Origin of the sequence: Streptomyces thermocarboxydovorans, assembly GCF_039524635.1 — a bacterium.
In the GTDB taxonomy this organism is placed as follows: domain Bacteria; phylum Actinomycetota; class Actinomycetes; order Streptomycetales; family Streptomycetaceae; genus Streptomyces; species Streptomyces thermocarboxydovorans.
This window is the reverse complement of record NZ_BAAAGU010000033.1, coordinates 63,216-82,953: the sequence shown is the minus strand read 5'-3', so window position 1 is coordinate 82,953 and position 19,738 is coordinate 63,216. Positions and strand designations below refer to the sequence as shown.

Annotated in this window: 21 protein-coding genes and 4 pseudogenes; 19 read left to right on the top strand and 6 right to left on the bottom strand. The window is 72.1% G+C overall.

Annotation, left to right across the window (positions count from 1 at the left end):
- The 3 genes and pseudogenes from ABD198_RS17110 to ABD198_RS17100 form a co-directional block, all read left to right on the top strand.
- Positions 1-143: pseudogene (locus ABD198_RS17110) on the top strand (IS630 family transposase); the annotation flags it as partial.
- A 167-nt stretch (positions 144-310) separates the two neighbouring features.
- Positions 311-931: an ABC transporter ATP-binding protein gene (locus ABD198_RS17105; RefSeq protein WP_344002083.1), complete on the top strand. Its 621-nt coding sequence runs from the start codon at positions 311-313 to the stop codon at positions 929-931.
- Entirely contained in the window at positions 928-3,177 is a 2,250-nt protein-coding gene (locus tag ABD198_RS17100) for an ABC transporter permease family protein (RefSeq protein WP_344002080.1), read from the top strand. Before ABD198_RS17105 ends, ABD198_RS17100 begins: the two co-directional genes overlap by 4 nt.
- Before the next feature lie 93 nt (positions 3,178-3,270).
- Here ABD198_RS17100 and ABD198_RS17095 read toward each other — a convergent pair whose 3' ends face one another.
- Positions 3,271-4,233 (bottom strand): TIGR03557 family F420-dependent LLM class oxidoreductase, encoded by a 963-nt coding sequence (locus ABD198_RS17095; RefSeq protein WP_344002077.1) that lies wholly within the window; start codon positions 4,231-4,233, stop codon positions 3,271-3,273.
- Between the two features lie 139 nt (positions 4,234-4,372).
- Here ABD198_RS17095 and ABD198_RS17090 point away from each other — a divergent pair, with 139 nt between their 5' ends.
- The 14 genes and pseudogenes from ABD198_RS17090 to ABD198_RS17025 form a co-directional block, all read left to right on the top strand.
- Complete coding sequence (locus tag ABD198_RS17090; RefSeq protein ID WP_344002074.1) at positions 4,373-5,983, top strand: FAD-dependent oxidoreductase; 1,611 nt, start codon at positions 4,373-4,375, stop codon at positions 5,981-5,983.
- A 128-nt stretch (positions 5,984-6,111) separates the two neighbouring features.
- A complete protein-coding gene (locus tag ABD198_RS17085) occupies positions 6,112-7,959 on the top strand; it encodes a transketolase (protein ID WP_344002071.1) in 1,848 nt (615 codons plus the stop codon).
- Positions 7,956-8,924, top strand: a complete 969-nt coding sequence (gene ligD, locus ABD198_RS17080; RefSeq protein WP_344002067.1) for a non-homologous end-joining DNA ligase — start codon at positions 7,956-7,958, stop codon at positions 8,922-8,924. Before ABD198_RS17085 ends, ligD begins: the two co-directional genes overlap by 4 nt.
- A gap of 192 nt (positions 8,925-9,116) precedes the next feature.
- Positions 9,117-9,506 carry a gas vesicle protein GvpO gene (locus ABD198_RS17075; RefSeq protein WP_344002064.1) on the top strand — a complete coding sequence of 130 codons (390 nt, stop codon included), beginning with the start codon at positions 9,117-9,119 and terminating at the stop codon, positions 9,504-9,506.
- A gap of 52 nt (positions 9,507-9,558) precedes the next feature.
- Positions 9,559-9,993 (top strand): gas vesicle structural protein GvpA, encoded by a 435-nt coding sequence (locus tag ABD198_RS17070; RefSeq protein WP_344002062.1) that lies wholly within the window; start codon positions 9,559-9,561, stop codon positions 9,991-9,993.
- Complete coding sequence (locus tag ABD198_RS17065) at positions 9,990-10,763, top strand: GvpL/GvpF family gas vesicle protein (RefSeq protein ID WP_344002059.1); 774 nt, start codon at positions 9,990-9,992, stop codon at positions 10,761-10,763. Before ABD198_RS17070 ends, ABD198_RS17065 begins: the two co-directional genes overlap by 4 nt.
- 4 nt (positions 10,764-10,767) lie before the next feature.
- A complete protein-coding gene (locus ABD198_RS17060) occupies positions 10,768-11,034 on the top strand; it encodes a gas vesicle protein GvpG (protein WP_344002056.1) in 267 nt (88 codons plus the stop codon).
- Entirely contained in the window at positions 11,031-11,705 is a 675-nt protein-coding gene (locus tag ABD198_RS17055; RefSeq protein WP_344002053.1) for a DNA primase, read from the top strand. The genes ABD198_RS17060 and ABD198_RS17055 overlap by 4 nt, the downstream gene beginning before the upstream one ends.
- The gene (locus ABD198_RS17050; protein ID WP_344002050.1) at positions 11,702-12,913 is read left to right on the top strand and encodes an SRPBCC family protein; all 1,212 of its coding nucleotides are present in this window, start codon (positions 11,702-11,704) and stop codon (positions 12,911-12,913) included. The genes ABD198_RS17055 and ABD198_RS17050 overlap by 4 nt, the downstream gene beginning before the upstream one ends.
- Positions 12,910-13,284, top strand: a complete 375-nt coding sequence (locus ABD198_RS17045) for a gas vesicle protein (RefSeq protein WP_344002047.1) — start codon at positions 12,910-12,912, stop codon at positions 13,282-13,284. The genes ABD198_RS17050 and ABD198_RS17045 overlap by 4 nt, the downstream gene beginning before the upstream one ends.
- Positions 13,281-14,087 (top strand): GvpL/GvpF family gas vesicle protein, encoded by an 807-nt coding sequence (locus tag ABD198_RS17040; protein ID WP_344002044.1) that lies wholly within the window; start codon positions 13,281-13,283, stop codon positions 14,085-14,087. Before ABD198_RS17045 ends, ABD198_RS17040 begins: the two co-directional genes overlap by 4 nt.
- On the top strand, positions 14,084-14,272 hold the full coding sequence (locus ABD198_RS17035) for a gas vesicle protein (RefSeq protein ID WP_344002041.1): 189 nt from the start codon (positions 14,084-14,086) through the stop codon (positions 14,270-14,272). Before ABD198_RS17040 ends, ABD198_RS17035 begins: the two co-directional genes overlap by 4 nt.
- Positions 14,269-14,574, top strand: a complete 306-nt coding sequence (locus ABD198_RS17030) for a gas vesicle protein K (RefSeq protein ID WP_344002038.1) — start codon at positions 14,269-14,271, stop codon at positions 14,572-14,574. Before ABD198_RS17035 ends, ABD198_RS17030 begins: the two co-directional genes overlap by 4 nt.
- 345 nt (positions 14,575-14,919) lie before the next feature.
- Positions 14,920-15,312 (top strand): annotated as a pseudogene (locus tag ABD198_RS17025) (ATP-binding cassette domain-containing protein); the annotation flags it as partial.
- 23 nt (positions 15,313-15,335) lie between these two features.
- On the opposite strand, the gene ABD198_RS17020 reads toward ABD198_RS17025, so the two are convergent.
- Positions 15,336-16,448 (bottom strand): baeRF2 domain-containing protein, encoded by a 1,113-nt coding sequence (locus ABD198_RS17020; protein ID WP_344002034.1) that lies wholly within the window; start codon positions 16,446-16,448, stop codon positions 15,336-15,338.
- Between the two features lie 32 nt (positions 16,449-16,480).
- On the opposite strand from ABD198_RS17020, the pseudogene ABD198_RS17015 reads away from it, so the two are divergent.
- Positions 16,481-16,800, top strand: a pseudogene (locus ABD198_RS17015) (DUF6158 family protein).
- Between the two features lie 60 nt (positions 16,801-16,860).
- Here the strand turns inward: ABD198_RS17015 and ABD198_RS17010 are convergent.
- The 4 genes and pseudogenes from ABD198_RS17010 to ABD198_RS16995 all read right to left on the bottom strand — a co-directional run.
- Positions 16,861-17,415, bottom strand: coding sequence for a type 1 glutamine amidotransferase domain-containing protein (locus ABD198_RS17010; RefSeq protein ID WP_344002031.1), 555 nt, complete (start codon positions 17,413-17,415; stop codon positions 16,861-16,863).
- A gap of 57 nt (positions 17,416-17,472) precedes the next feature.
- Positions 17,473-17,892 carry a CBS domain-containing protein gene (locus ABD198_RS17005; RefSeq protein WP_344002028.1) on the bottom strand — a complete coding sequence of 140 codons (420 nt, stop codon included), beginning with the start codon at positions 17,890-17,892 and terminating at the stop codon, positions 17,473-17,475.
- 29 nt (positions 17,893-17,921) lie between these two features.
- A complete protein-coding gene (locus ABD198_RS17000) occupies positions 17,922-18,308 on the bottom strand; it encodes a DUF2795 domain-containing protein (RefSeq protein ID WP_344002025.1) in 387 nt (128 codons plus the stop codon).
- Positions 18,309-18,486: 178 nt separating this feature from the next.
- Positions 18,487-18,689: pseudogene (locus ABD198_RS16995) on the bottom strand (thiamine pyrophosphate-binding protein); the annotation flags it as partial.
- Positions 18,690-18,938: 249 nt separating this feature from the next.
- Here ABD198_RS16995 and ABD198_RS16990 point away from each other — a divergent pair.
- Positions 18,939-19,724 (top strand): RNA polymerase sigma factor SigF, encoded by a 786-nt coding sequence (locus ABD198_RS16990; RefSeq protein ID WP_344002023.1) that lies wholly within the window; start codon positions 18,939-18,941, stop codon positions 19,722-19,724.
- Positions 19,725-19,738: the final 14 nt, after the last annotated feature.

The window sequence follows — 19,738 nt, the reverse complement described above, 5'->3', positions numbered from 1 at the left end:
TCCAGGCCCTCGAACACGACATCCGGTCCTGGCTCGTCGACTGGAACGACAACCCCAGGCCCTTCGTCTGGACGAAGACCGCCGACGAGATCCTCGACAAAGTCGCCGCCTACTGCCGACGAATCTCCGACTCAGGTCACTAGGCCAGACTGGGCGGTTCAACCCATACCGTCACGACCGACCTTGGGCCCCGGACTGACCCGCCGGGGCCCTCCGGCTCCCGGGGGACACGATCAGTACCAGTACGTCAGACCCATCTCACATCCTCTCCGCCAGCGGAGTCGAGTTCTCCTACGGATCGACGCCGGCCGTGCGGGACGCGCATCTTGCGCTTGCGCGGGGCGAGGTCGCGGCCATCACCGGGGCGAGCGGTTCCGGGAAGTCGTCGCTGCTCTACTGCCTGGCGGGGGTGCTGCGTCCGTCCCGGGGGCGGATCAGCTTCGAGGGGCGGGACTACGCCGGCCTGGACGACGAGGCGATCAGCGCCCTGCGCCGGGAGCGGTTCGGATTCGTCTTCCAGTACGGCGAGTTGCTGCCCGAGCTGACCATCGAGGAGAACGCCGCCCTGCCGCTGCGCCTCGCCGGCCGGCCCAAGCGAGCCGCGCTCGAGGCCGCCGCCGAGGTACTGGACCGGCTGGGCATCGGTGAGCTGCGCAAGCGGCGGCCCTCCCAGGTGTCCGGAGGCCAGGGCCAGCGCGTCGCCGTAGCCCGGGCCCTGGTGCACCGGCCGGCCGTGGTCTTCGCCGACGAGCCGACCGGCGCCCTCGACAGCGCCAATGCCGACGCCGTGCTGAAGGAGTTTCTCGACCTGGCCCGCTCGCAGGGCACCGCCGTGCTTCTGGTCACCCACGACCGGACCGTGGCGGCCCAGGCCGACTGCCGCTACACCATGACCGACGGCGTGCTCGCCCCCGCGGGAGCGGCGGGATGAGGGAGCTCCTGCTCGGTCTGCGGCTGCTGTTCGGCTCCGGCCGGGGCAACCGCGTCCGCTTCGTCCTGATGACCCTGGGCGGGTCGCTCGGCGTGTGCTGTCTCGCCCTCGTCCTCACCATCCCGGCGATCCTCGATGCCCACGACGGGCGCGCCGCCGCCCGCGACCCCGAGCTCTACAAGGGCAAACGGTCCGGGCAGCCCACGCTCGTTCTCGAGCGCTCCTACGCACACGGCTCGAAGATGCTCGGCCGGGTCTTCCTCGCCGTCGGCACCACGGACACGCCGAAGGCGCCCCCGGGACTGAGCGACCTCCCCCGGCCGGGAGAGGTGTACGTCTCCCCGGCGCTGCGCGACCAGGTGCAGCGTGAGCCGGGCCTCAAGGGATTGCTGCCGGGCCGGATCAAGGGGCTGATCGGCGCCCCGGGCCTGACCCACCCCAACGAGCTGTACGCCTACATCGGCACCACACGGGGCGAGATCGGGGACGAGGCCCGGGCCCTGAAGAGCTTCGGATCCCCTTACGCACCCACCACGGCGATCGATCCCTCGACCCTCGACATCCTGCGCTTCACCCTGGCCACCCTCGTCCTGCTGCCGCTCGCCGTCTTCCTGTCGGTGTGCGCCAGACTGTCGGCCGCCAGCCGCAACCGCAGGCTCGCCGCCCTGCGCCTGCTCGGTCTCAGCGCGAAGGGCACCCAGCGGGTCAACGCCGCCGAGACCGTGGTCGCCGCACTGCTCGGCGCGCTGCTCGGGCTGGCCGAGTTCACGCTGCTCAACCGGATCATGTCGGCGACCGGACTGCCCGGACTGAAGTGGTACCCGGACGACGGCGCGCTCTCCGGCAGGACGATCGCCAACTGCCTGCTCGGCTGCCCGGCGCTGGCCTGGTTCGTGGGACGCATGAGCGCCCGCGCCGCGGCCACCAACCCGCTGAGCACGCGTCGTTCGGCGGTGCCGCGGGCGCCCCGCGTGTGGACGCTCCTCGTACTCGTCGCCGGTCTGGGGCTCGTCGTCGGGTACAGCGCCACCGGGCTCACCGACCACCCCGCCCGGAGCGACGGCATCCACGCCGTGCTGCTGGTGGCCGGGGCGCTGCTCACCGGGCTCGGCCTCGTCCTGGCGCTGCCGCTGCTGTCGTACGCCCTGGCCAGGCGCCTCGCCCGGTCCGGCAGCCTCGCCCTCAACCTGGCCATGCGCCGCAACGAGGTCGAGCCCGGCAGCGCCATGCGGGTGGTCACCGGACTGGTCCTGCTGGTCTTCTCCGCATCCCTCGCCCAGGGCGTCCTGGTCGAGTTGAACCAAGTGTCCCGCAACACCGCTCCCTCGCAGCAGTACAAGCTGGCGCTGGACCGTCTCACCCAGGAGCAGCAGCAACGCCTGCGTGGGATCCCCGGAGTCGAGGCGAGCGCCGTCGTCATGGACAACGTGGACACCGACAGCGACATCTCGAGCGCCATGATCGCCACTTGTGCCCAGGTCGAGAAGATGGTGCTGGACTCCAAGGGCTGTGTCGACGGCAGGGCGCTGCGCCTGGTGAACGTGGACGGAGCCCCGGTCTCCGCCACCCCCACCAGCTATGTCGTCCGCAACGACGGCAAGCGCACCACCTTCCGTGTTCCCGGGCCGAAGGACGTGGTGCTGTACCGGTCCAGCACCGCGACGGGGCTCGGCGGCGACATCCTGCTCCCACCCTCGGCGCTGCCCGCCGGTGCCGTTCCCGCGGGCGCCTACCTGGTCCTCTCCTCGAGCTCGGACTCGTCGACCGTGCGTTCCGTCCTCGACCGGACCGGAGCCATCGCCCCCACCGCCGAGGTCGATCTCGAGGGCGTGAACGTCGAGGCGCTGGAGCAGCTCACCGTCATCGAGACACTGCTGTTCCTGGGCATGGTGATGGGTCTCGTCATCGGCGTCGCCGCCTTCCTGGTCTCGGTCACCGACCGGGCCGTGGAACGCCGCGCCCAGGTCACCGCCCTCGCCCTCATCGGCGCCCGGCCGCGCACGCTGCGGGCCGTGCAGTGCCTCCAGGTGATCCTGCCGCTCACCGTCGGCCTCGTCCTGGCACTGGTCTGCGGGAAGCTCGCGGAGTCCGCCTACCTGGTCACCGGCGGTGGCGCCGTCTTCTGGGACGGCGCGGGCGTGCCTCCGCTGCTGGCGGCCACGGCCGGCGTCCTCGTCGTCGCGATCATCGGCACCCTGCCGCTGGCCGGCCGCCGCATCGACCCGGAACTGATCCGCCGGGACTGACGGGACGTGAGCGACTGTTCCGCACCGGCCGGCCGGAGGACGTGAACCTCCGGCCCGCCGGTGCGTCCGCCCTCGCCCCAGGAATCGGCCTCGTCACTCGGCCTGCTGGAGCTGCGGCAGTACCTTGGTGCGGTAGAAGTCGAAGAAGCCGCGCAGGTCGGGGCCGATCTGGTTGACGTAGATGCGGTCGAAGCCGGCGTCGGCGAAGCGGCGCAGTTCGGTGACGTGGGCGTCCACGTCGGCGCCGCAGACGCGGTTGTCGCGGACCATGTCCTCGGTGACCAGGGTCTGTGCCTGCTCGAAGTGCTTCGGTGAGGGCAGGACCTGGCCCAGCTCGCCGGGCAGCAGTTCGTTCGCCCACAGGCGGTGCACGGTGCGGACGCACTCCTCGCGGTCGGCGCCGTAGCAGACCTTGGTGCCGCCGCTGACCGGCTTACCGCCGCCCCCGCCCTTGCGGTACTGCTCCACCAGCGGCGCGTCCGGCATCATCGTGATGTAGCCGTCCCCGACACGCGCCGCCAGCTTGGTCGCGGCCGGGCCGAAGCCGGAGATGTCGATGGGGACCGGCTCGTCCGGCACGGTGTACAGGCGGGCGTTCTCCACCGTGTAGTGCGTGCCGTGGTGGTTGACCTCCTCACCGGTGAGCAGCCGGCGCATCACCTGGATCGCCTCCTCCAGCATCTCCAGGCGTACGTGGGCAGGCGGCCACGGACCGCCGAGGATGTGTTCGTTGAGCGCCTCGCCGGTGCCCACGCCGAGGCGGAAGGCGCCGTTCGACATCACCGCCGCGGTCGCCGCCGCGTGCGCCACCACCGCCGGGTGGGTCCGCACCGTCGGGCAGGTCACCGCCGTGCCGACCGGCAGCGACACCGCCTCCGACAGCGCGCCGATCACCGACCACACGAAGGGACTCTGCCCCTGCTCGCCGTTCCACGGGTGGTAGTGGTCGGAGATCCACAGATGCTGGAAGCCCGCCTGCTCGGCCATCCGGGCCTGTTCGATCAGTTCCGCCGGGCCGTACTGCTCGCTGGAGAGGAAGTAGCCGTACTCGGGCATCGGGGCCTCCGCGACGTGGGCGGTCGGTGTCCGGAACCGGGTACCCGGAGGCCATGGCGGCAACCGGGAGACGTTTGACCGCCCCGGCCAGGGGGACGCGGACATCTCCCGACGTCCACGACAGCGCCGGAGGCGAACCGTGAGTCGACCTCGCATTGTGATCGTCGGTGCCGGCTTCGCCGGGTACCGGACGGCCCGCACCCTGGCCCGGCGGGCCCGGGGACGAGCCGACATCACCCTGCTGAACCCGACCGACTACTTCCTGTATCTGCCGCTGCTGCCCCAGGTGGCCGCGGGCATCCTCGAACCGCGCCGGGTCACGATCTCGCTCTCCGAAACCCTGCCGCACGTGCGGCTGGTGCTGGGGGAGGCCGACGGCATCGACCTCGACGCGCGCACGGTGCACTACACCGACGCCGAGGGCGAGACCGGCACCCTTGCCTACGACCGGCTGGTGGTGGCCGCCGGCAGCGTCAACAAGCTGCTGCCCATCCCGGGCGTCGCCGAGCACGCGCACGGCTTCCGCGGGCTGCCGGAGGCGCTGTACCTGCGGGACCACGTGACCCGGCAGATGGAACTGGCGGCCTCCGCCGGCGACCCCAAGAGCTGCGCCGCGCGCTGCACCTTCGTGGTGGTCGGCGCCGGCTACACCGGTACCGAGGTCGCCGCGCACGGGCAGCTGTTCACCGAGGCGCAGGTCCGCAAGCATCCGCTGCGCTCCGGCCTGCGGCCGCGGTGGCTGCTGCTGGACATCGCCGACCGGGTGCTGCCCGAGCTGGACGAGCGGCTCTCGCGCACCGCCGACCGGGTGCTGCGCGAGCGGGGCGTGGACGTACGGATGGGCACCTCGGTGAAGGAGGCGACCCACGACGGGGTGCTGCTCACCGACGGCGAGTTCGTCGACACCCGCACGCTGGTGTGGTGCGTGGGCGTCCGGCCCGATCCGCTCGCCGAGTCCCTCGGCCTGCCCCTGGAACGCGGGCGGCTGCTGGTCGACCCGCACCTGCAGGTGCCGGGCCGGCCCGAGGTGTTCGCCTGCGGCGACGCCGCCGCGGTGCCGGACCTGGAGCGGCCGGGGGAGTACACGCCGCCGACCGCGCAGCACGCCTGGCGGCAGGGCAAGGTGTGCGCCCACAACATCGCCGCGTCCTTCGGTGACGGGGAGCGGCGCGCCTACCGGCACAAGGACATCGGGTTCGTGGTGGACCTCGGCGGGGTGAAGGCCGCGGCCAATCCGCTCGGCGTTCCTCTGTCCGGGGTGGCGGCGGGTGTGGTCACCCGCGGCTACCACCTCGCGGCGATGCCCGGCAACCGGGTGCGGGTCGCCGCGGACTGGCTGCTGGACGCCGTACTGCCGCGCCAGGCCGTGCAGTTGGGGCTCGTACGGTCCTGGTCCGTGCCGCTGGACACGGCGTCCCCGGAGCTGGCCCGCGTGCCGGACGGCCCGCCGCGGGACGGTGACGCGGATGACGGGCCCGGGAAGGCCAAGGCGTCGAGGAGCGGGTCCGGCCAGGAGCCCGCGAAGAACCAGCCGGGTGGCGAGCCGGCGAAGAACCAGCCAGGCGGTGAGTCGGCGAAGAACCAGCCGGGCGGTGAGGCCGCGAAGAACCAACCCGGTGGGGACCCTGCGAAGAACCAGCCCGGTGGTGAGCCCGCCAAGAATCAGCCGGGCCCCGGGCCGTCCTCCGGTGAGGCGCTGGACGAAGCGCACCCCGCGCCCGGTCCCGTCAGGCGCACCGACCTTCCGTGACCCGACCCGACCCGACCCGACCAGACCAGACCCGACCAGATCAGACCGACGGGACCGCCACCCACCCCCCGGCCCGCCGCATCCGCGGACCCCATCGACCAGGCCCCACGACCAGGCCAAGGAGACTCATGAACACCGGTGAACTCGCCGAACTCGGACAGCAGTTGCGGGTGGACAGCGTCCGTGCCGCGGCCGCCGCGGGCTCCGGGCATCCCACCTCCTCGATGTCCGCCGCGGACCTGATGGCCGTCCTGCTCGCGCGCCACCTCCGCTACGACTTCGACCACCCGGACCATCCCGGCAACGACCGCTTCGTGCTCTCCAAGGGGCATGCCTCGCCGCTGATGTACGCCGCGTTCAAGGCGGCCGGCGCCATCGACGACGAGGAACTGCTGACCTTCCGCAAGCTCGGCAGCCGGCTGGAGGGCCACCCGACACCCCGGAAGCTGCCCTGGGTGGAGACCGCCACCGGCTCGCTGGGGCAGGGACTTCCCGTCGGGGTCGGCATCGCGCTGGCCGGGAAGCGCCTGGACCACGCCGACTACCGGGTGTGGGTGCTGTGCGGCGACAGCGAACTCGCCGAGGGCTCGGTGTGGGAGGCCGCCGAGCACGCGGCGTACGAGCACCTGGACAACCTCGTCGCGATCGTGGACGTCAACCGGCTCGGCCAGCGCGGCCCCACCCGGCACGGCCACGACCTCGGCGCGTACGCTCGCCGCTTCCGGGCCTTCGGCTGGCACACCGTGGAGGCCGACGGCCACGACGTGGACGCCGTGGACCGCGCCTACGGGGAGGCGCTGTCCACCCGGGGCCAGCCCACCGCGATCCTCGCCCGTACCCTCAAGGGCCGGGGCGTCGAGGCCGTCCAGGACCGCGAGGGCCTGCACGGCAAGGCGCTGCCCGACGCCGAGGAAGCCATCGCCGAACTCGGCGGTCCCCGCGATCTGACGGTCCGGGTGCACCAGCCGCCGGACGCCCGCGCGCTGCACTCCGTGCCCACCGGGCAGTTCACGCCGCCCCGCTGGGACAAGGGCGAGAAGGCGGCGACCCGCGACGCCTTCGGTGAGGCGCTGGCCGCCCTCGGCACCGCCCGCGCCGACGTCGTCGTCCTCGACGGTGAGGTCGGCGACTCCACCCGCGCGGAGATGTTCGCCAAGGAGCACCCCGAGCGCTACTTCGAGTGCTACATCGCCGAGCAGCAGATGGTCGCCACGGCCGTCGGCATGGCGGCCCGCGGCTGGAACCCGTACGCGGCCACCTTCGCCGCGTTCCTCACCCGCGCCCACGACTTCGTCCGCATGGCGTCGATCAGCGGCTCCGGCCTCTGCCTCGTCGGCTCGCACGCCGGTGTGGCCATCGGGCAGGACGGTCCCAGCCAGATGGGCCTGGAGGACCTGGCGATGATGCGCGCGGTGCACGGCTCGACCGTGCTGTACCCGTGCGACGCCAACCAGACCGCCCGCCTGGTCGAGGCCATGGCCGGGCTGGACGGCATCCGCTATCTGCGCACCTCCCGCGGCGCCGGACCGGTGATCTACGGCCCCGACGAGCGGTTCCCCGTCGGCGGCAGCAAGGTGCTGCGCTCCTCCGGCGAGGACCGGCTGACCTTCGTCGCGGCCGGGGTCACCGTGCCTGAGGCGCTGAAGGCGGCGGATTCGCTGGCGGAGCTGGGCATCGCCGCGCGGGTGATCGATCTGTACTCGGTCAAACCCGTGGACCGGGACACCCTGCGCCGGGCGGCCGACGAGACCGGCTGCCTGGTCACCGTCGAGGACCACCACCTCGAGGGCGGCCTCGGCGACGCGGTGAGCGGGGCCTTCACCGACGGGCGGCCGGTGCCGCGGCTGGTGCGGCTGGCCGTGCGGTCGATGCCCGGTTCGGCGTCCCCCGAGGAGCAGCTGCACGCGGCCGGCATCGACGCGGAGTCGATCGCGGCGGCCGGACGGCTGCTGGTGGAGGAGGCGATCGTGCCGTGAGCGAAGGCGCCGCGCGCTCGGTGCGGGCCGGCCGCCGTACGGTGCGGGTGCACCGGCCGGACAAGGTGCTGTTTCCCGGCTCCTCCGGCTCCCCCGGCTCTTCCGGTTCTTCCGGCGGCGGCGACGGCAAGGAGTACACCAAGGGCGATCTCGTCGACTATCACCGGGCCATCGCCCGGTTCATGCTGCCGCATCTGCGCGGCCGGCCGCTGATGCTGGACCGGCGCCCGGACGGCATCGACGGGCCCGCCTTCATGCAGAAGAACACCCCGGACAGCTACCCGGAGTGGATCACCCGGGCCAAGGTCCCCAAGGAGGGCGGCACGGTCGTGCACACGGTGTGCGACGACACCGCCACCCTCCTCTACCTCGTCGACCAGGCGACCATCACCCTGCACCGGTGGCTGTCGCGCACGGACTCGCTGGACAACCCCGACCGGCTGGTCTTCGACCTCGACCCCGCCGGTGACGACTTCGGGACGGTACGTGAGGCGGCGCGGCTGCTGGGGGAGCTGCTGGAGGAGCTGAAGCTGCCCTCGGCGCTGATGACCACCGGCTCGCGCGGACTGCACGTGGTGGTGCCGCTCGACGGCCGGCACTCGTTCGACGAAGTGCGCGACTTCGCCCGGGAGGTCGCCGACACCCTGGCCGGGGCCTATCCCGACCGGCTCACCACCGCCGCCCGCAAGAAGGACCGGGGCGACCGGCTCTACCTGGACGTGCAGCGCAACGCCTACGCGCAGACGGCGGTCGCCCCCTACACCGTGCGCGCACTGCCGGGCGCCCCCGTCGCCACCCCTCTCGCCTGGGACCAGCTGGACGATCCCGGCCTCACCGCCCGCCGCTGGACCGTCGCCGACGCGCTGGAGCAGGCCCGCACGGATCCCTGGGCGGGACTTCTGCGCCGCGGCCGCGCGCTCGGCCCGGCCCGCCGTCGCCTGCGGGAGCTGTACGGAAGCCGCTGACGGAGGCGCTCGGATGCCGCTGACCCGAGGCGTACGCACGCCGCTCACCGAGGCGTACGCACGCCGCTCACCGAGGCGCACGCACGCCGCTGACCGAGGCGGCCGGACATCGGTGACCAGCGCCGCGGCAATCGGGACGGGTCCCGGGGGTTTGGCGAACAGACTTGCGGCCACACGGAGGGGGAGGTGGCCATGGCGAACACAAAAGACCCGGACGAACCATTGAGTTCACAGGAAACCCGAGACTCACGCGAGTCCCGCAAGCCAACACGAAGCACCAAGAGAGCCGAGAGCACAAGAACGGCGAAACGTCCGACCGCGATGGAGATTCTGCGCCAGGCGCGCGGGCAGCTCGCGGAGCTGACCGGCATGGAAGCCGAGTCGGTGACGTCCTTCGAGCAGACGGACGAGGGCTGGGCGCTGGAGGTCGAGGTACTCGAACTCGAGCGCGTGCCCGACACGATGAGCCTGATGGCGAGCTACCAGGTGGAGCTGGACTCCGACGGACAGCTCACCGGGTACCGCCGCGTACGCCGCTATGAACGCGGGCGTTCGGACGCGCGCAGGTCCGGCGGCCGCTAGGCCGCCCAGGCGAGATCACCCGGCATCCACACACAAGGGAGGAACAGCCGGCATGACAGTCGTACCGGCACAGCAGACCGGCGGCGGAGGCGGCAGCAGCGGCCTCTACGACGTGCTTGAGCTTGTTCTGGACAGGGGGCTCGTCATCGACGCATTCGTGCGCGTGTCCCTGGTCGGTATCGAGATCCTCAAGATCGACGTTCGCGTCGTCGTCGCCAGCGTCGACACGTATCTGCGCTTCGCCGAGGCGTGCAACAGGCTCGACCTCGAGGCCGGGCCGCGCAAGGACCCGGGCATTCCCGACATCGTCGGCCAGGTCACCGAGTCCGGCGCCCGTGGCAAGTCCAAGGGCGCCCTGACCGGCGCCGCCGAGACCATCTCCGACGCCTTCCGGCAGGGGCGTGACGGTGAGGGCGAACGCGAGACCCAGTCGCGTCCGCGTACCCGCAAGAGCACCTCGTCGCGCCGTAAGGAGGAGCAGGAGTGAGCACTTACGTCTACGGCATCAGGGCGAGCTCGCACCCCTCGCTCCCCGAGGGCATGGGCGGCGTCGGCAACCCGCCGCTGCCCCTGCGCGTGCTGAAGGCGGGCGACCTCGCGGCCGTTGTCAGTGACGCGCCCGAGGACCTGCGCCCCAAGCGCAGGGAGCTCCTCGCCCACCAGAACGTGCTCGCCGAGATCGGCGCGGCGGGCGCGGTGCTGCCGATGCGCTTCGGCAGCGTCGCCCCCGACGACGACGCCGTCGTCCACGTGCTCACCGAGCGGGCGGACCACTACAAGGAGCGGCTGCGCGCCCTGGACGGCCGGGTCGAGTACAACGTCAAGGCCAACCACGTCGAAGAGGCCGTGCTGCACCACGTCATGGCCGGCAACCCGGAGATCCGCGCCCTCGCCGAGTCCAACCGGCAGGCGGACGGCGGGAGTTACGACGACAAGCTGCGCCTGGGTGAGATGGTCGCCGCGGCGGTCAAGGCCCAGGAGGCCGAGGACGCCCTGGTCCTGCAGCGCGCCCTGGACCCGGCCGCCGACGCCGTGAGCGTGGGCCCCGAGTCCACGGGCTGGCTGGGCAATGTCTCGTATCTGGTGGAGCGGGCGACGGCCGAGAACTTCCTGGCCGCCGTGGAGCAGGTCCGCACGGACATGCCCCATCTCGAGGTGCGCCTGAACGGTCCGCTTCCCCCGTACAGCTTCGTCGAGCCCGGCCCGGCCGAGCCGGCGGGCACCACCGCGGGCGGGGCGGACGCCGGAGCGGGGTGAGGTCATGGGGCTGATCTCCGAGGTGCTGCTGCTGCCGTTCGCCCCCGTGCGCGGCAGCGGCTGGGCCATCAAGCAGGTTCTCCGTGAGGCGGAGCGCATCTACTACGACCCCGCCGCCATCCGGGCCGGACTGGCCCGGCTCGAGGAGCAGTTGGAAGCCGGGGAGATCACGGAGGAGGAGTTCGACCAGCAGGAGGACGAGCTCCTGGACCGGTTGGAGACCGCGACGCGCCAAGGCGCGGGTAGAGGGGACGGGACGGCACCGCAATGAATCGAACGGGACTCGGCCTCGCCATAGGGGCCGGATACCTTCTCGGACGGACGAAGAAGCTGAAGATGGCGGTCGCCGTCGGCGGCCTCGTCGCCGGGAAGAAGCTCAACCTCGGCCCGCGGATGGTCGCGGACCTGGTCTCCCAGCAGCTGCGGAACAACCCGCAGTTCAAGGAGATCGGGGACCAGCTGCGCGGCGATCTGCGCGGGGTCGGCAAGGCCGCCTCCGGCGCGCTGGTCGAGCGGCAGCTCGGCGCCGTCGCCGACCGGCTGCACGGCCGCACCGCCGCGCTGCGCGAGCAGGTCGCGGGCGGCGGCACCGGCGACGGTGACGACCGCGACGAGCGGGACGAGGAGCCCGCCGAGGAGTACGACGACGAGCAGGAGGCGCGCGAGCCGGACGACTCGGCCGACGACGCCCACGAGGCCGAGGAGTCCGCCGACGAGCGGGCGCCGGCCAGGAAGGCACCCGCCAGGAAGGCCGCGCAGAAGCCGCCGGCCAAGAAGGCGGCGAAGAAGGCACCCGCCAAAAGGGCACCCGCCAAGAAAGCACCCGGCAAGAAGGCCGCGGCGACGAAGAAGGCCGCAGCCCGCAGGACGACCGCCGCCAAGAAGACGGCAGCCCCGCGCGACGGACGCTCGGGTTCCGCGAAGGGAGGCGGTGAGCGATGACCGGCACAGTGGATTCCGCCCGCGACACCGCCCGCGGGCAGGGCGGCGGCAACCCGCTCGCCGGTCTCGCGCACAGCGAGGCCGCCGACCGCCTCAAGGCCGAGCTGCAGGACTACCTCGCCGCCCAGGCCACCCGCCTGCTCACCGGCGTCGGCCGCAAGCTCGGCGAGACCACCGGCAAGCTGAACGACATCGCCGAGGGCAACAGCCCCGGCATCGGCAAGCTCGCCCTGGACGGCGGACGCAAGATCGCCGAGGGCAAGGGTCCCCTGCGCAGCGCCCTGGAGCTCGGCGCCTCGCGCGCCAAGGACAGCGTCAAGGGCGCGGTGAAGGGACTGGGCGGCGGCAAGAGCAAGAACAAGCGCACCGCCGGCAACAAGCCCACCGTCATCATCGAGCACATCGATGTCGGCGTCCCGGTGCGCACGGCCTACGACCAGTGGACCCAGTACCAGGACTTCAGCACCTTCGCCAAGGGCGTCAAGAGCGCCAGCAAGTCGGACGACACCACATCCGACTGGCAGGCGAAGGTCCTGTGGTCCAACCGCAGCTGGAAGGCGCAGACCACCGAACAGATCCCCGACGACCGCATCGCCTGGACCTCCGAGGGGTCCAAGGGCACCACGAAGGGCGTCGTCTCCTTCCACCGGCTCGCGGACAACCTCACCCGCGTGCTGCTGGTCATCGAGTACTACCCCTCCGGCTTCTTCGAGAAGACCGGCAACATCTGGCGCGCCCAGGGCCGCCGGGCCCGGCTGGACCTGAAGAACTTCGCCCGCTTCATCACCATCAAGGGAGAGGAGGAGGACAGCTGGCGCGGTGAGATCCGCGAGGGCGAGGTCGTCCGCAGCCACGAGGACGCCGTCGCCGAGGAGGAGCAGGAGCGCGAGGAGGCCGAGGGCGAGGAGTCCGAGGGCGAGGAGCCCGGGGCGGAGGCCTCCGAGGGCGAGCCCGAGGACGAGTACGAATCCGAGGACGAGCCGGAGGACGAGTACGAGGACGAAGAGGGCGAAGGCGAGCACGACGAGGAGCCCGGAGAGGAGCCCGAAGGGGAGTACGACGAGGAGCCCGCCGAGGGTGAGCCGGCCGACGGCTACGACGACGAGCCCGAGGACGAGGAGCCCGAGGGCACCTACGAGGACGAGGACGAGTACGACGACGAGGCGGACGACGAGGGCGTCCGTGACGAGGGCGGGAGCCGCCGATGACGACCCCCGGCCGCCTTCCCGAGCCCTATGGCCAGGGCGGCGGCGCCAACCTCGCCGACATCCTGGAACGGGTGCTCGACAAGGGCATCGTGATCGCGGGCGACATCCGCATCAATCTGCTCGACATCGAACTGCTCACCATCAAGCTGCGCCTCATCGTCGCCTCCGTCGACAAGGCCAAGGAGATGGGCATCGACTGGTGGGAGACCGACCCGGCGCTCTCCTCCCGGGCCCGCCGTGACGAACTGGCCCGGGAGAACGCGGAGCTGCGGGAACGGCTGGCCGCACTGGAGGAACTGGAGGCCGGCCGCGACCTGGTGCGGTCGTCCACGACGTCCGCACAGGAGCAGGCACACAGGGAGGCCCCGTGATCGGACTGCGGTACGTCTACGCCGTCTGCCGCCCCTTCAGCACACCCCTCCAGGCACAGCTGTCCGGCGTGGCGGGTGATCCGCCCCGGCTGCTGACCCACCACGGCCTGGTGGCCGTGGTCAGCCATGTGCCGGAGGCGGACTTCGCCGAGGAGCCGCTGCACGCGCATCTGGAGGACCTCGACTGGCTGACCGGCGTCGCCCGCGCCCACCAAGGGGTGATCGACGCCCTCACCACGGTCACCACACCGCTGCCGCTCCGGCTCGGCACCGTGTTCCGCGACGACAGCGGCGTACGGACGATGATCGAGGCGCGCGAGGAGTCGTTCCGGGACACCCTGGACCGGCTCGAGGGCCGCGTGGAGTGGGGCGTCAAGGTCTTTCTGGAGGACGCTCCGAAGCAGGAGGCAGCCACCCCGGCGGCCCGCCCCGCGTCCGGCCGGGACTATCTGCGGCAGCGGCGCTCCCAGACGAAATCGCAGGACGAGCTGTGGCAGCGCGCCGAGCTCTTCGCGACCCAGCTGCACGAGGCCCTGTCCCGGGTCGCCGAGGACTCCCGGCTGCACGCCCCGCAGAATGCCGCGCTCTCCGGCGCCTCCGGGCGCAATGTGCTGAATGCCGCCTATCTCGTCCCGCGCGCCGGGTCCGAGGAATTCGTGGAGAAGGTGGACCAGACGAAGGGCGAATTGCCCGGAATCCGGGTGGAACTCACCGGCCCGTGGGCCGCCTATTCATTCGCCGGTGACAGCGCTCCGGAATCGGCGTCCGGTGACGAACGGCCCAACGCGAGGGAGAGGCCGTGACCGTCGTCGAACGCCGTGAGATCGCGCTGGTGGACCTGCTCGACCGGCTGCTGGCCGGCGGGGTCGTCATCACCGGGGACATCACGCTGCGCATCGCGGACGTCGACCTGGTCCGCGTCGATCTCAACGCGCTCATCAGCTCGGTGAACGCCAATGTCCCGTCGCCCTTCGAGGAGCTCCGTTGACAGACGACCAGCAGCCGTCCGCCAAGCGCCGGGCCCGGCTCGACCTGGAACCCGACACGGTCGAGCGCGACCTGGTCAAGCTCGTGCTGACCGTGGTGGAGCTGCTGCGCCAGCTGATGGAGCGGCAGGCGGTGCGCCGGTTCGGCGAGGGCGATCTGACGGAGGAGCAGGAGGAGCGCATCGGCCTGACACTGATGCTGCTCGAGGACCGCGTGGCCGAGCTGCGGGACCGCTACGGACTGCGGCCCGAGGACCTGAATCTGGACCTCGGGCCGCTCGGACCGCTGCTGCCCCGGGAGTGACCTTCCGGGCTTTCGCCGGCCGGTCATTCCCGGGGCAGCCGGGTACCGCTCTTGGAGAACTATCTCTTTGTCACCACCGGTACCAGCGTCCCCGGCCGCCGCCCGCTGTGGTGCTGCGCATGACGAAGCCCAGCAGCCACACCACGAGAACCGCCACCGCGATCCACCACAGTGCCTTGACGGCGAATCCGGGCGATGACAGGGACGCTCGTCACGCTACGCCCCCAACCCACATGATGAGACTTGTGTTTCACATAATGGTCATCCGGCGTGACGTCCGGCGGCGACCGTCCGCCCCGGTAAATCGTTTGATCCCCGGTCGGGCGGCTCGGACAATCGGCTCCCATGGGCCATCTGGAAGCAGCACACCTGGAGTACTACCTCCCCGACGGGAGGCCGCTCCTGGGCGATGTCTCCTTCCGGGTCGGCGAGGGCGCCGTCATGGCCCTGATCGGACCGAACGGAGCGGGCAAGACCACCCTGCTCCGCCTCCTGTCCGGCGAGCTGAAACCGCACGCCGGATCTGTCACCGTCAGCGGCGGCCTCGGCGTGATGCGCCAGTTCGTCGGCTCCGTACGCGACGAGACCACCGTCCGCGACCTGCTCGTCTCCGTCGCACCGCCCCGGATCCGCGAGGCCGCCCGCGCCGTCGACCGGGCCGAGCACGCCGTCATGACCGTCGACGACGAGGCCGCCCAGCTCGCCTACGCCCCCCTAGCCGACCGCGGGAGGGCCCGCCTCCCGACGGACCGTCACTCCGCTCACTTCCAGCGCAGCAGCGCGCCCAGGCCGCCCACCGGGGTGTCGTCGTCCAGGCCGGGGACCAAGGTGACGACGAGCGCCTCGGCGTCCGTGGTCACCACCGAGCGGACCAGCGCGTCGTCCGCGCGGGCCGCCCAGGACCGCTGCTCGCCCAGGGTCTTGAGCTCGGTGCGGCGCACCGCCAGCTGGTCCGGGTCCTCACCGATCCACACCTCGCGGTGCGCGTCCGGCCCGTCCGGGCGGATCAGCAGCTCGTCGATGCGGTGCTCGCGCGCCGCCTCGACCAGCGCCGGCACCCCCTCCACGGCGCCCGCGCCGCCCGCGTCGTCGCGGCCTCGGGCGGCCAGGAACCGCTCCAGCTCGGCCGCCGCGTGCGCCTGCACATGCTCGTTCCGCGCCCGGTCCACGTCGTCGCCGAGCAGCCTGCTGCCGGCGCCGTGCGAGGCCTCCACCACCAGATGGTGCAGCCGCTGCGGCAGCCGCCCGCGCACCTCGTGCCGCTCGCGGTCGTCACCGACCAGGATCAGCAGATCGGCCCCGGTCTCCTCCTGGCTCACCGCCAGCGCGTCGGCGATCTCCGCCGCGTTGTGCTCCCAGGTGTTCTCCACCCGCAGCTGGAAGTGCCGCTCGGACCAGTCGACCGAGCTGGTGCGGTGCACCGGCCACTGCCGTCCGGTCACCCCGCCGGCGTCGTCCCGGCCCAGCGCGCTGCGCAGCTCGAAGTCCGCGCCCTTGCGGTCGACGTACGCGACGATGCACACGGGATCCTCCCCGGCCAGCTCCAGCAGCGGGGTCACCCGGGGCAGCGGCGCCCAGGTGGCTTGGTCGCGCTGGGGCGCGCGGGCCAGCGGAGGGTCCAGCACCACCTCGCCCCCGCGGGCGAACATCGCCCGGCCGTGCGGCTCCGAGGAGTGCCGCAGCTCGTCGATCGCATGGCTCACCGCCCGGCAGGTCGCCTCGTCCGCGCCCTGCCCGGCCAGCTCGCCCGCCATCGCCCGGGCGGTCAGATGCCGCTCGTGGGGCGTGTCCTCGGTGTGCCGGGAGGTGCCGACGTACACCGAGGCCCAGGGGCCGGAATGTTCGTAAAGTGGATGCAGAAACGCGAGATCCATGGCTCCCTCCCGGATGGCGCTCGGGGCAGTGCTTGTGGTCAGGACCGGGCGGGTACCCGGACCGCACACACGAACACGACGAGCGGGGCACACGATGACCGGAGTCGACCCGAGCCACCTGAACGACCAGCAGCTGATGAAAGAGCTGGAGAACATCCACCGCACACGGCACGACACCCTGCTGTACGGGTCCAACGACGCGCTGCGCACCCACAACGAGCGCATGGCGCAGCTCGAGGGCGAGTATCTGCGCCGCAACCCGGACCGCCTCGTCGCCGCGTCCCGCACCCGCGAGGGCGCCCGCGAACGCGACTGCGCGGACTCCGCCACACCCACGACGCCGGGGACCTGAACGCATCCGTCCAGCTCCCCGGCGTCGCCGCCCCGGCCCTCAGGGGCCATGGGCCTGCTCTCAGGCCGCCTGCTTCTCCTTCTCCTCGGCGAACACCTCCAGCAGCGTCCCGCAGAACGCCTTCAGGTCGGCCGGCTTGCGGCTGGTGACCAGCTTGCTCGGCGCGTGGTCGCAGACCTTCACCTGCTCGTCCACCCAGGTCGCCCCGGCGTTGCGCAGATCCGTCCGCAGGCTCGGCCAGCTGGTGAGCACCCGGCCGCGCACCACGTCCGCCTCGATCAGCGTCCACGGCGCGTGACAGATCGCGGCCACCGGCCGTCCCGCCTCGAAGAAGTCCCGCACGAACGCGACAGCCTTGGCGTCCATGCGCAGGAAGTCGGGGTTCGCCACCCCGCCCGGCAGGACCAGCCCGTCGAAGGAACCGGCCGACGCCTCGCCGACCACCTCCTGCACGGGGAAGGTGTCCGCCTTGTCGAGATGATGGAACGCCTGGATCTTCCCCGGCTTCGTCGACACGAGCACCGGCTCGTGCCCTGCGCCGACCGCAGCCTGCCAGGGCTCGGTCAGCTCGACCTGCTCCACACCCTCGGGCGCGGCCAGAAACGCGATACGCATGACAGTCCTCACGTCCTTTCCCCACAGTTGTTGCTGCGCGCGGTTCTCATTCGTCCGTCACTCGTCCGGTTCCGCGCGGCTGATGTCCGCCAGCGCCGAACCGGGATCCTGCGCCTCGGCCAGGTCGCCGAGGCTCACCATGCCGACCGGCAGGCCGTTCTCCACGACCGGGATCCGGCGCACGGCCTTCTGCCGCATCAGGGCCACCGCCGTCGACACCCGGTCGTCCGGGCCGAGCGTCAGCGGCTCCCGCGAGCACACCGAGCCGACGCTGACGCTCATCGGATCCGCACCGTCGGCGACCGCCCGGACGGTGATGTCCCGGTCGGTGAGCACGCCCACGACCTGCTGGCCGTCGGCCACCACCACATCGCCGATGTTCTGCGAACGCATCAGCTGCGCCGCCTCGACGAGCGAGGCGCCCGGACGCACGGCGACCACGCCCGGAGTCATCACGTCCTTGACGTACTCGGCCATGACTGGTCGTCTCTTCCGGTCCGCACCGCCTACGCCGTCTCCGTCTCCCGTGTCAGCGCCTCGGCGAGTTCCTGCAGATTGGCGTAGCGCGCGTGCCGGGGCAGCCGCTCCAGCGCCTCGACCAGCGCGTCCGGCGCGTGCCGCCGGTCCAGGGCGCGCATCAGCTCGCGCGGGCCCGCGGGGAACGCGCCACGGCTCAGGAACCGGGCCAGTTCGAGCCGCACCGCCTCCAGCGACGTCGGCGCGCGACCCGGCGTCACCGGGCCGAAGGCCACCTCGGGGTCGTCGTCGGCGGACGGCTCCGGGTCGTGCCACTCCTCGGTGCGGGTGGGGTGCCCGGACCTCAGCAGACCCTGCAGCTCGTGCTTCATCTCGTCGTCACGGTGAACGCTCAGCCGGTCACTGCCTCGCTGCATGTCTCCCTCCACATCCATCGGGGGTCCGCACCGCGTACCCGGCACACGGAGACCGACACGGCCGGACACCGACGGATGTCCAGCGACCGCGCCCCCGCCCGCCCCCTGCGGGTTTGTGCGGCGCGGGACTCCCCTGCGGGTTTGTGCGGCGCGGGACTGGTGACCCGGAGGGCATGCCCCCGAGCCGCCCGCTGAACTTGGCGTAGCCGACCGCCTGGAAGGCCGACATCTCCTCGTGCCGCGCCTGGATGAACTCCGGCGCTCGTTCCCGGCCCGGCCCCAGGCCGCCAGCAGGCCGTTGATGCCGTCCCCGGGGTAGCCGAAGACGTGCTCCACCCCCCGCAGCCTGTGCAGGACCTGATCGGCGACCTTCATACCCATGTACGCCCTCCCGGACGTCAGCGGTGAACGGGCCTCGCGGAGCCGTACGAGTGACCGGCCGCGTCCCCGGAAAACCTGCGCGGGAGGTTTGGCGGGCGGGCGCGGGGGCAGGAGGACTCACAGTGTTTCGGACAGGAGGCACGTCCGTGGAGGGCGGCGCACGCCGCAGCCCGGTGCTCCTGTCCCACATCTCAGGCGCGCCTCCCACGGTGACCATCCGTCCCCGAGCACTTCGAGGATTCAGGCACCATGCCCACCCGCACCAAGCCCCACCCGCACGACGACGCCCCCGACACCGCCGACGCCTTCCGCCGGCTCGCCGCACTGCCGCCCGGCACCGAGCGGGACGCCCTGAAGGACGAGATCGTCCAGGCCTGGCTGCCCATGGCCGACCGCCTCGCCGGACGCTTCCGCAGCCGCGGCGAGGCCTTCGAGGACCTGCGCCAGGTCGCCGCGCTCGGCCTGGTCAAGGCCGTCGACCGCTACGACCCCGAGCTGGGCAACGCCTTCGAGAGCTACGCGGTGCCCACCATCACCGGCGAGATCAAGCGGCACTTCCGCGACCACATGTGGACCCTGCACGTGCCGCGCCGGGTCCAGGAGCTGCGCAACAAGGTCCGGGTCGCCGCCCAGGACCTGTCCAACACGACCTCCGGCCGCCGGCCCACGGTCGCCGAGATCGCCGAGCGCACCGACCTCAGCGAGGAGGAGGTGCGCAACGGGCAGGAGGCGCTGGAGAGCTTCTCCGCGCTGTCCCTGGACGCGGAACTGCCCGGCAGCGACGACGGCTACTCGCTCAGCGACGCCCTCGGGGCGCCGGACCCGGCGCTGGACACCGTGGTCGACCGGGAGGCCGTCAAGGACCGGATCGCCGCGCTGCCGGAGCGGGAGCGGGCCATCCTCTACATGCGGTTCTTCGGGGACATGACGCAGAGCAGCATCGCGCAGAAGCTGGGCATCTCGCAGATGCACGTCTCCCGGCTGATCAGCCGCTCCTGCGGCAGGGTCCGCAACGAGGTGCTGGGCGACGCCTGAGCCCCCAGCCCTGG

Coding starts and splice junctions, on each gene's coding strand:
- ABD198_RS17055 (WP_344002053.1), top strand. CDS start 11,031: ATGAATCGAACGGGACTCGGCCTCGCCATAGGGGCCGGATACCTTCTC.
- ABD198_RS17095 (WP_344002077.1), bottom strand. CDS start 4,233: ATGCCCGAGTACGGCTACTTCCTCTCCAGCGAGCAGTACGGCCCGGCG.
- ABD198_RS17010 (WP_344002031.1), bottom strand. CDS start 17,415: ATGCGTATCGCGTTTCTGGCCGCGCCCGAGGGTGTGGAGCAGGTCGAG.
- ABD198_RS17060 (WP_344002056.1), top strand. CDS start 10,768: ATGGGGCTGATCTCCGAGGTGCTGCTGCTGCCGTTCGCCCCCGTGCGC.
- ABD198_RS17100 (WP_344002080.1), top strand. CDS start 928: ATGAGGGAGCTCCTGCTCGGTCTGCGGCTGCTGTTCGGCTCCGGCCGG.
- ABD198_RS16990 (WP_344002023.1), top strand. CDS start 18,939: ATGCCCACCCGCACCAAGCCCCACCCGCACGACGACGCCCCCGACACC.
- ABD198_RS17070 (WP_344002062.1), top strand. CDS start 9,559: ATGACAGTCGTACCGGCACAGCAGACCGGCGGCGGAGGCGGCAGCAGC.
- ABD198_RS17005 (WP_344002028.1), bottom strand. CDS start 17,892: ATGGCCGAGTACGTCAAGGACGTGATGACTCCGGGCGTGGTCGCCGTG.
- ABD198_RS17075 (WP_344002064.1), top strand. CDS start 9,117: ATGGCGAACACAAAAGACCCGGACGAACCATTGAGTTCACAGGAAACC.
- ABD198_RS17045 (WP_344002047.1), top strand. CDS start 12,910: ATGACGACCCCCGGCCGCCTTCCCGAGCCCTATGGCCAGGGCGGCGGC.
- ABD198_RS17050 (WP_344002050.1), top strand. CDS start 11,702: ATGACCGGCACAGTGGATTCCGCCCGCGACACCGCCCGCGGGCAGGGC.
- ABD198_RS17000 (WP_344002025.1), bottom strand. CDS start 18,308: ATGCAGCGAGGCAGTGACCGGCTGAGCGTTCACCGTGACGACGAGATG.
- ABD198_RS17085 (WP_344002071.1), top strand. CDS start 6,112: ATGAACACCGGTGAACTCGCCGAACTCGGACAGCAGTTGCGGGTGGAC.
- ABD198_RS17020 (WP_344002034.1), bottom strand. CDS start 16,448: ATGGATCTCGCGTTTCTGCATCCACTTTACGAACATTCCGGCCCCTGG.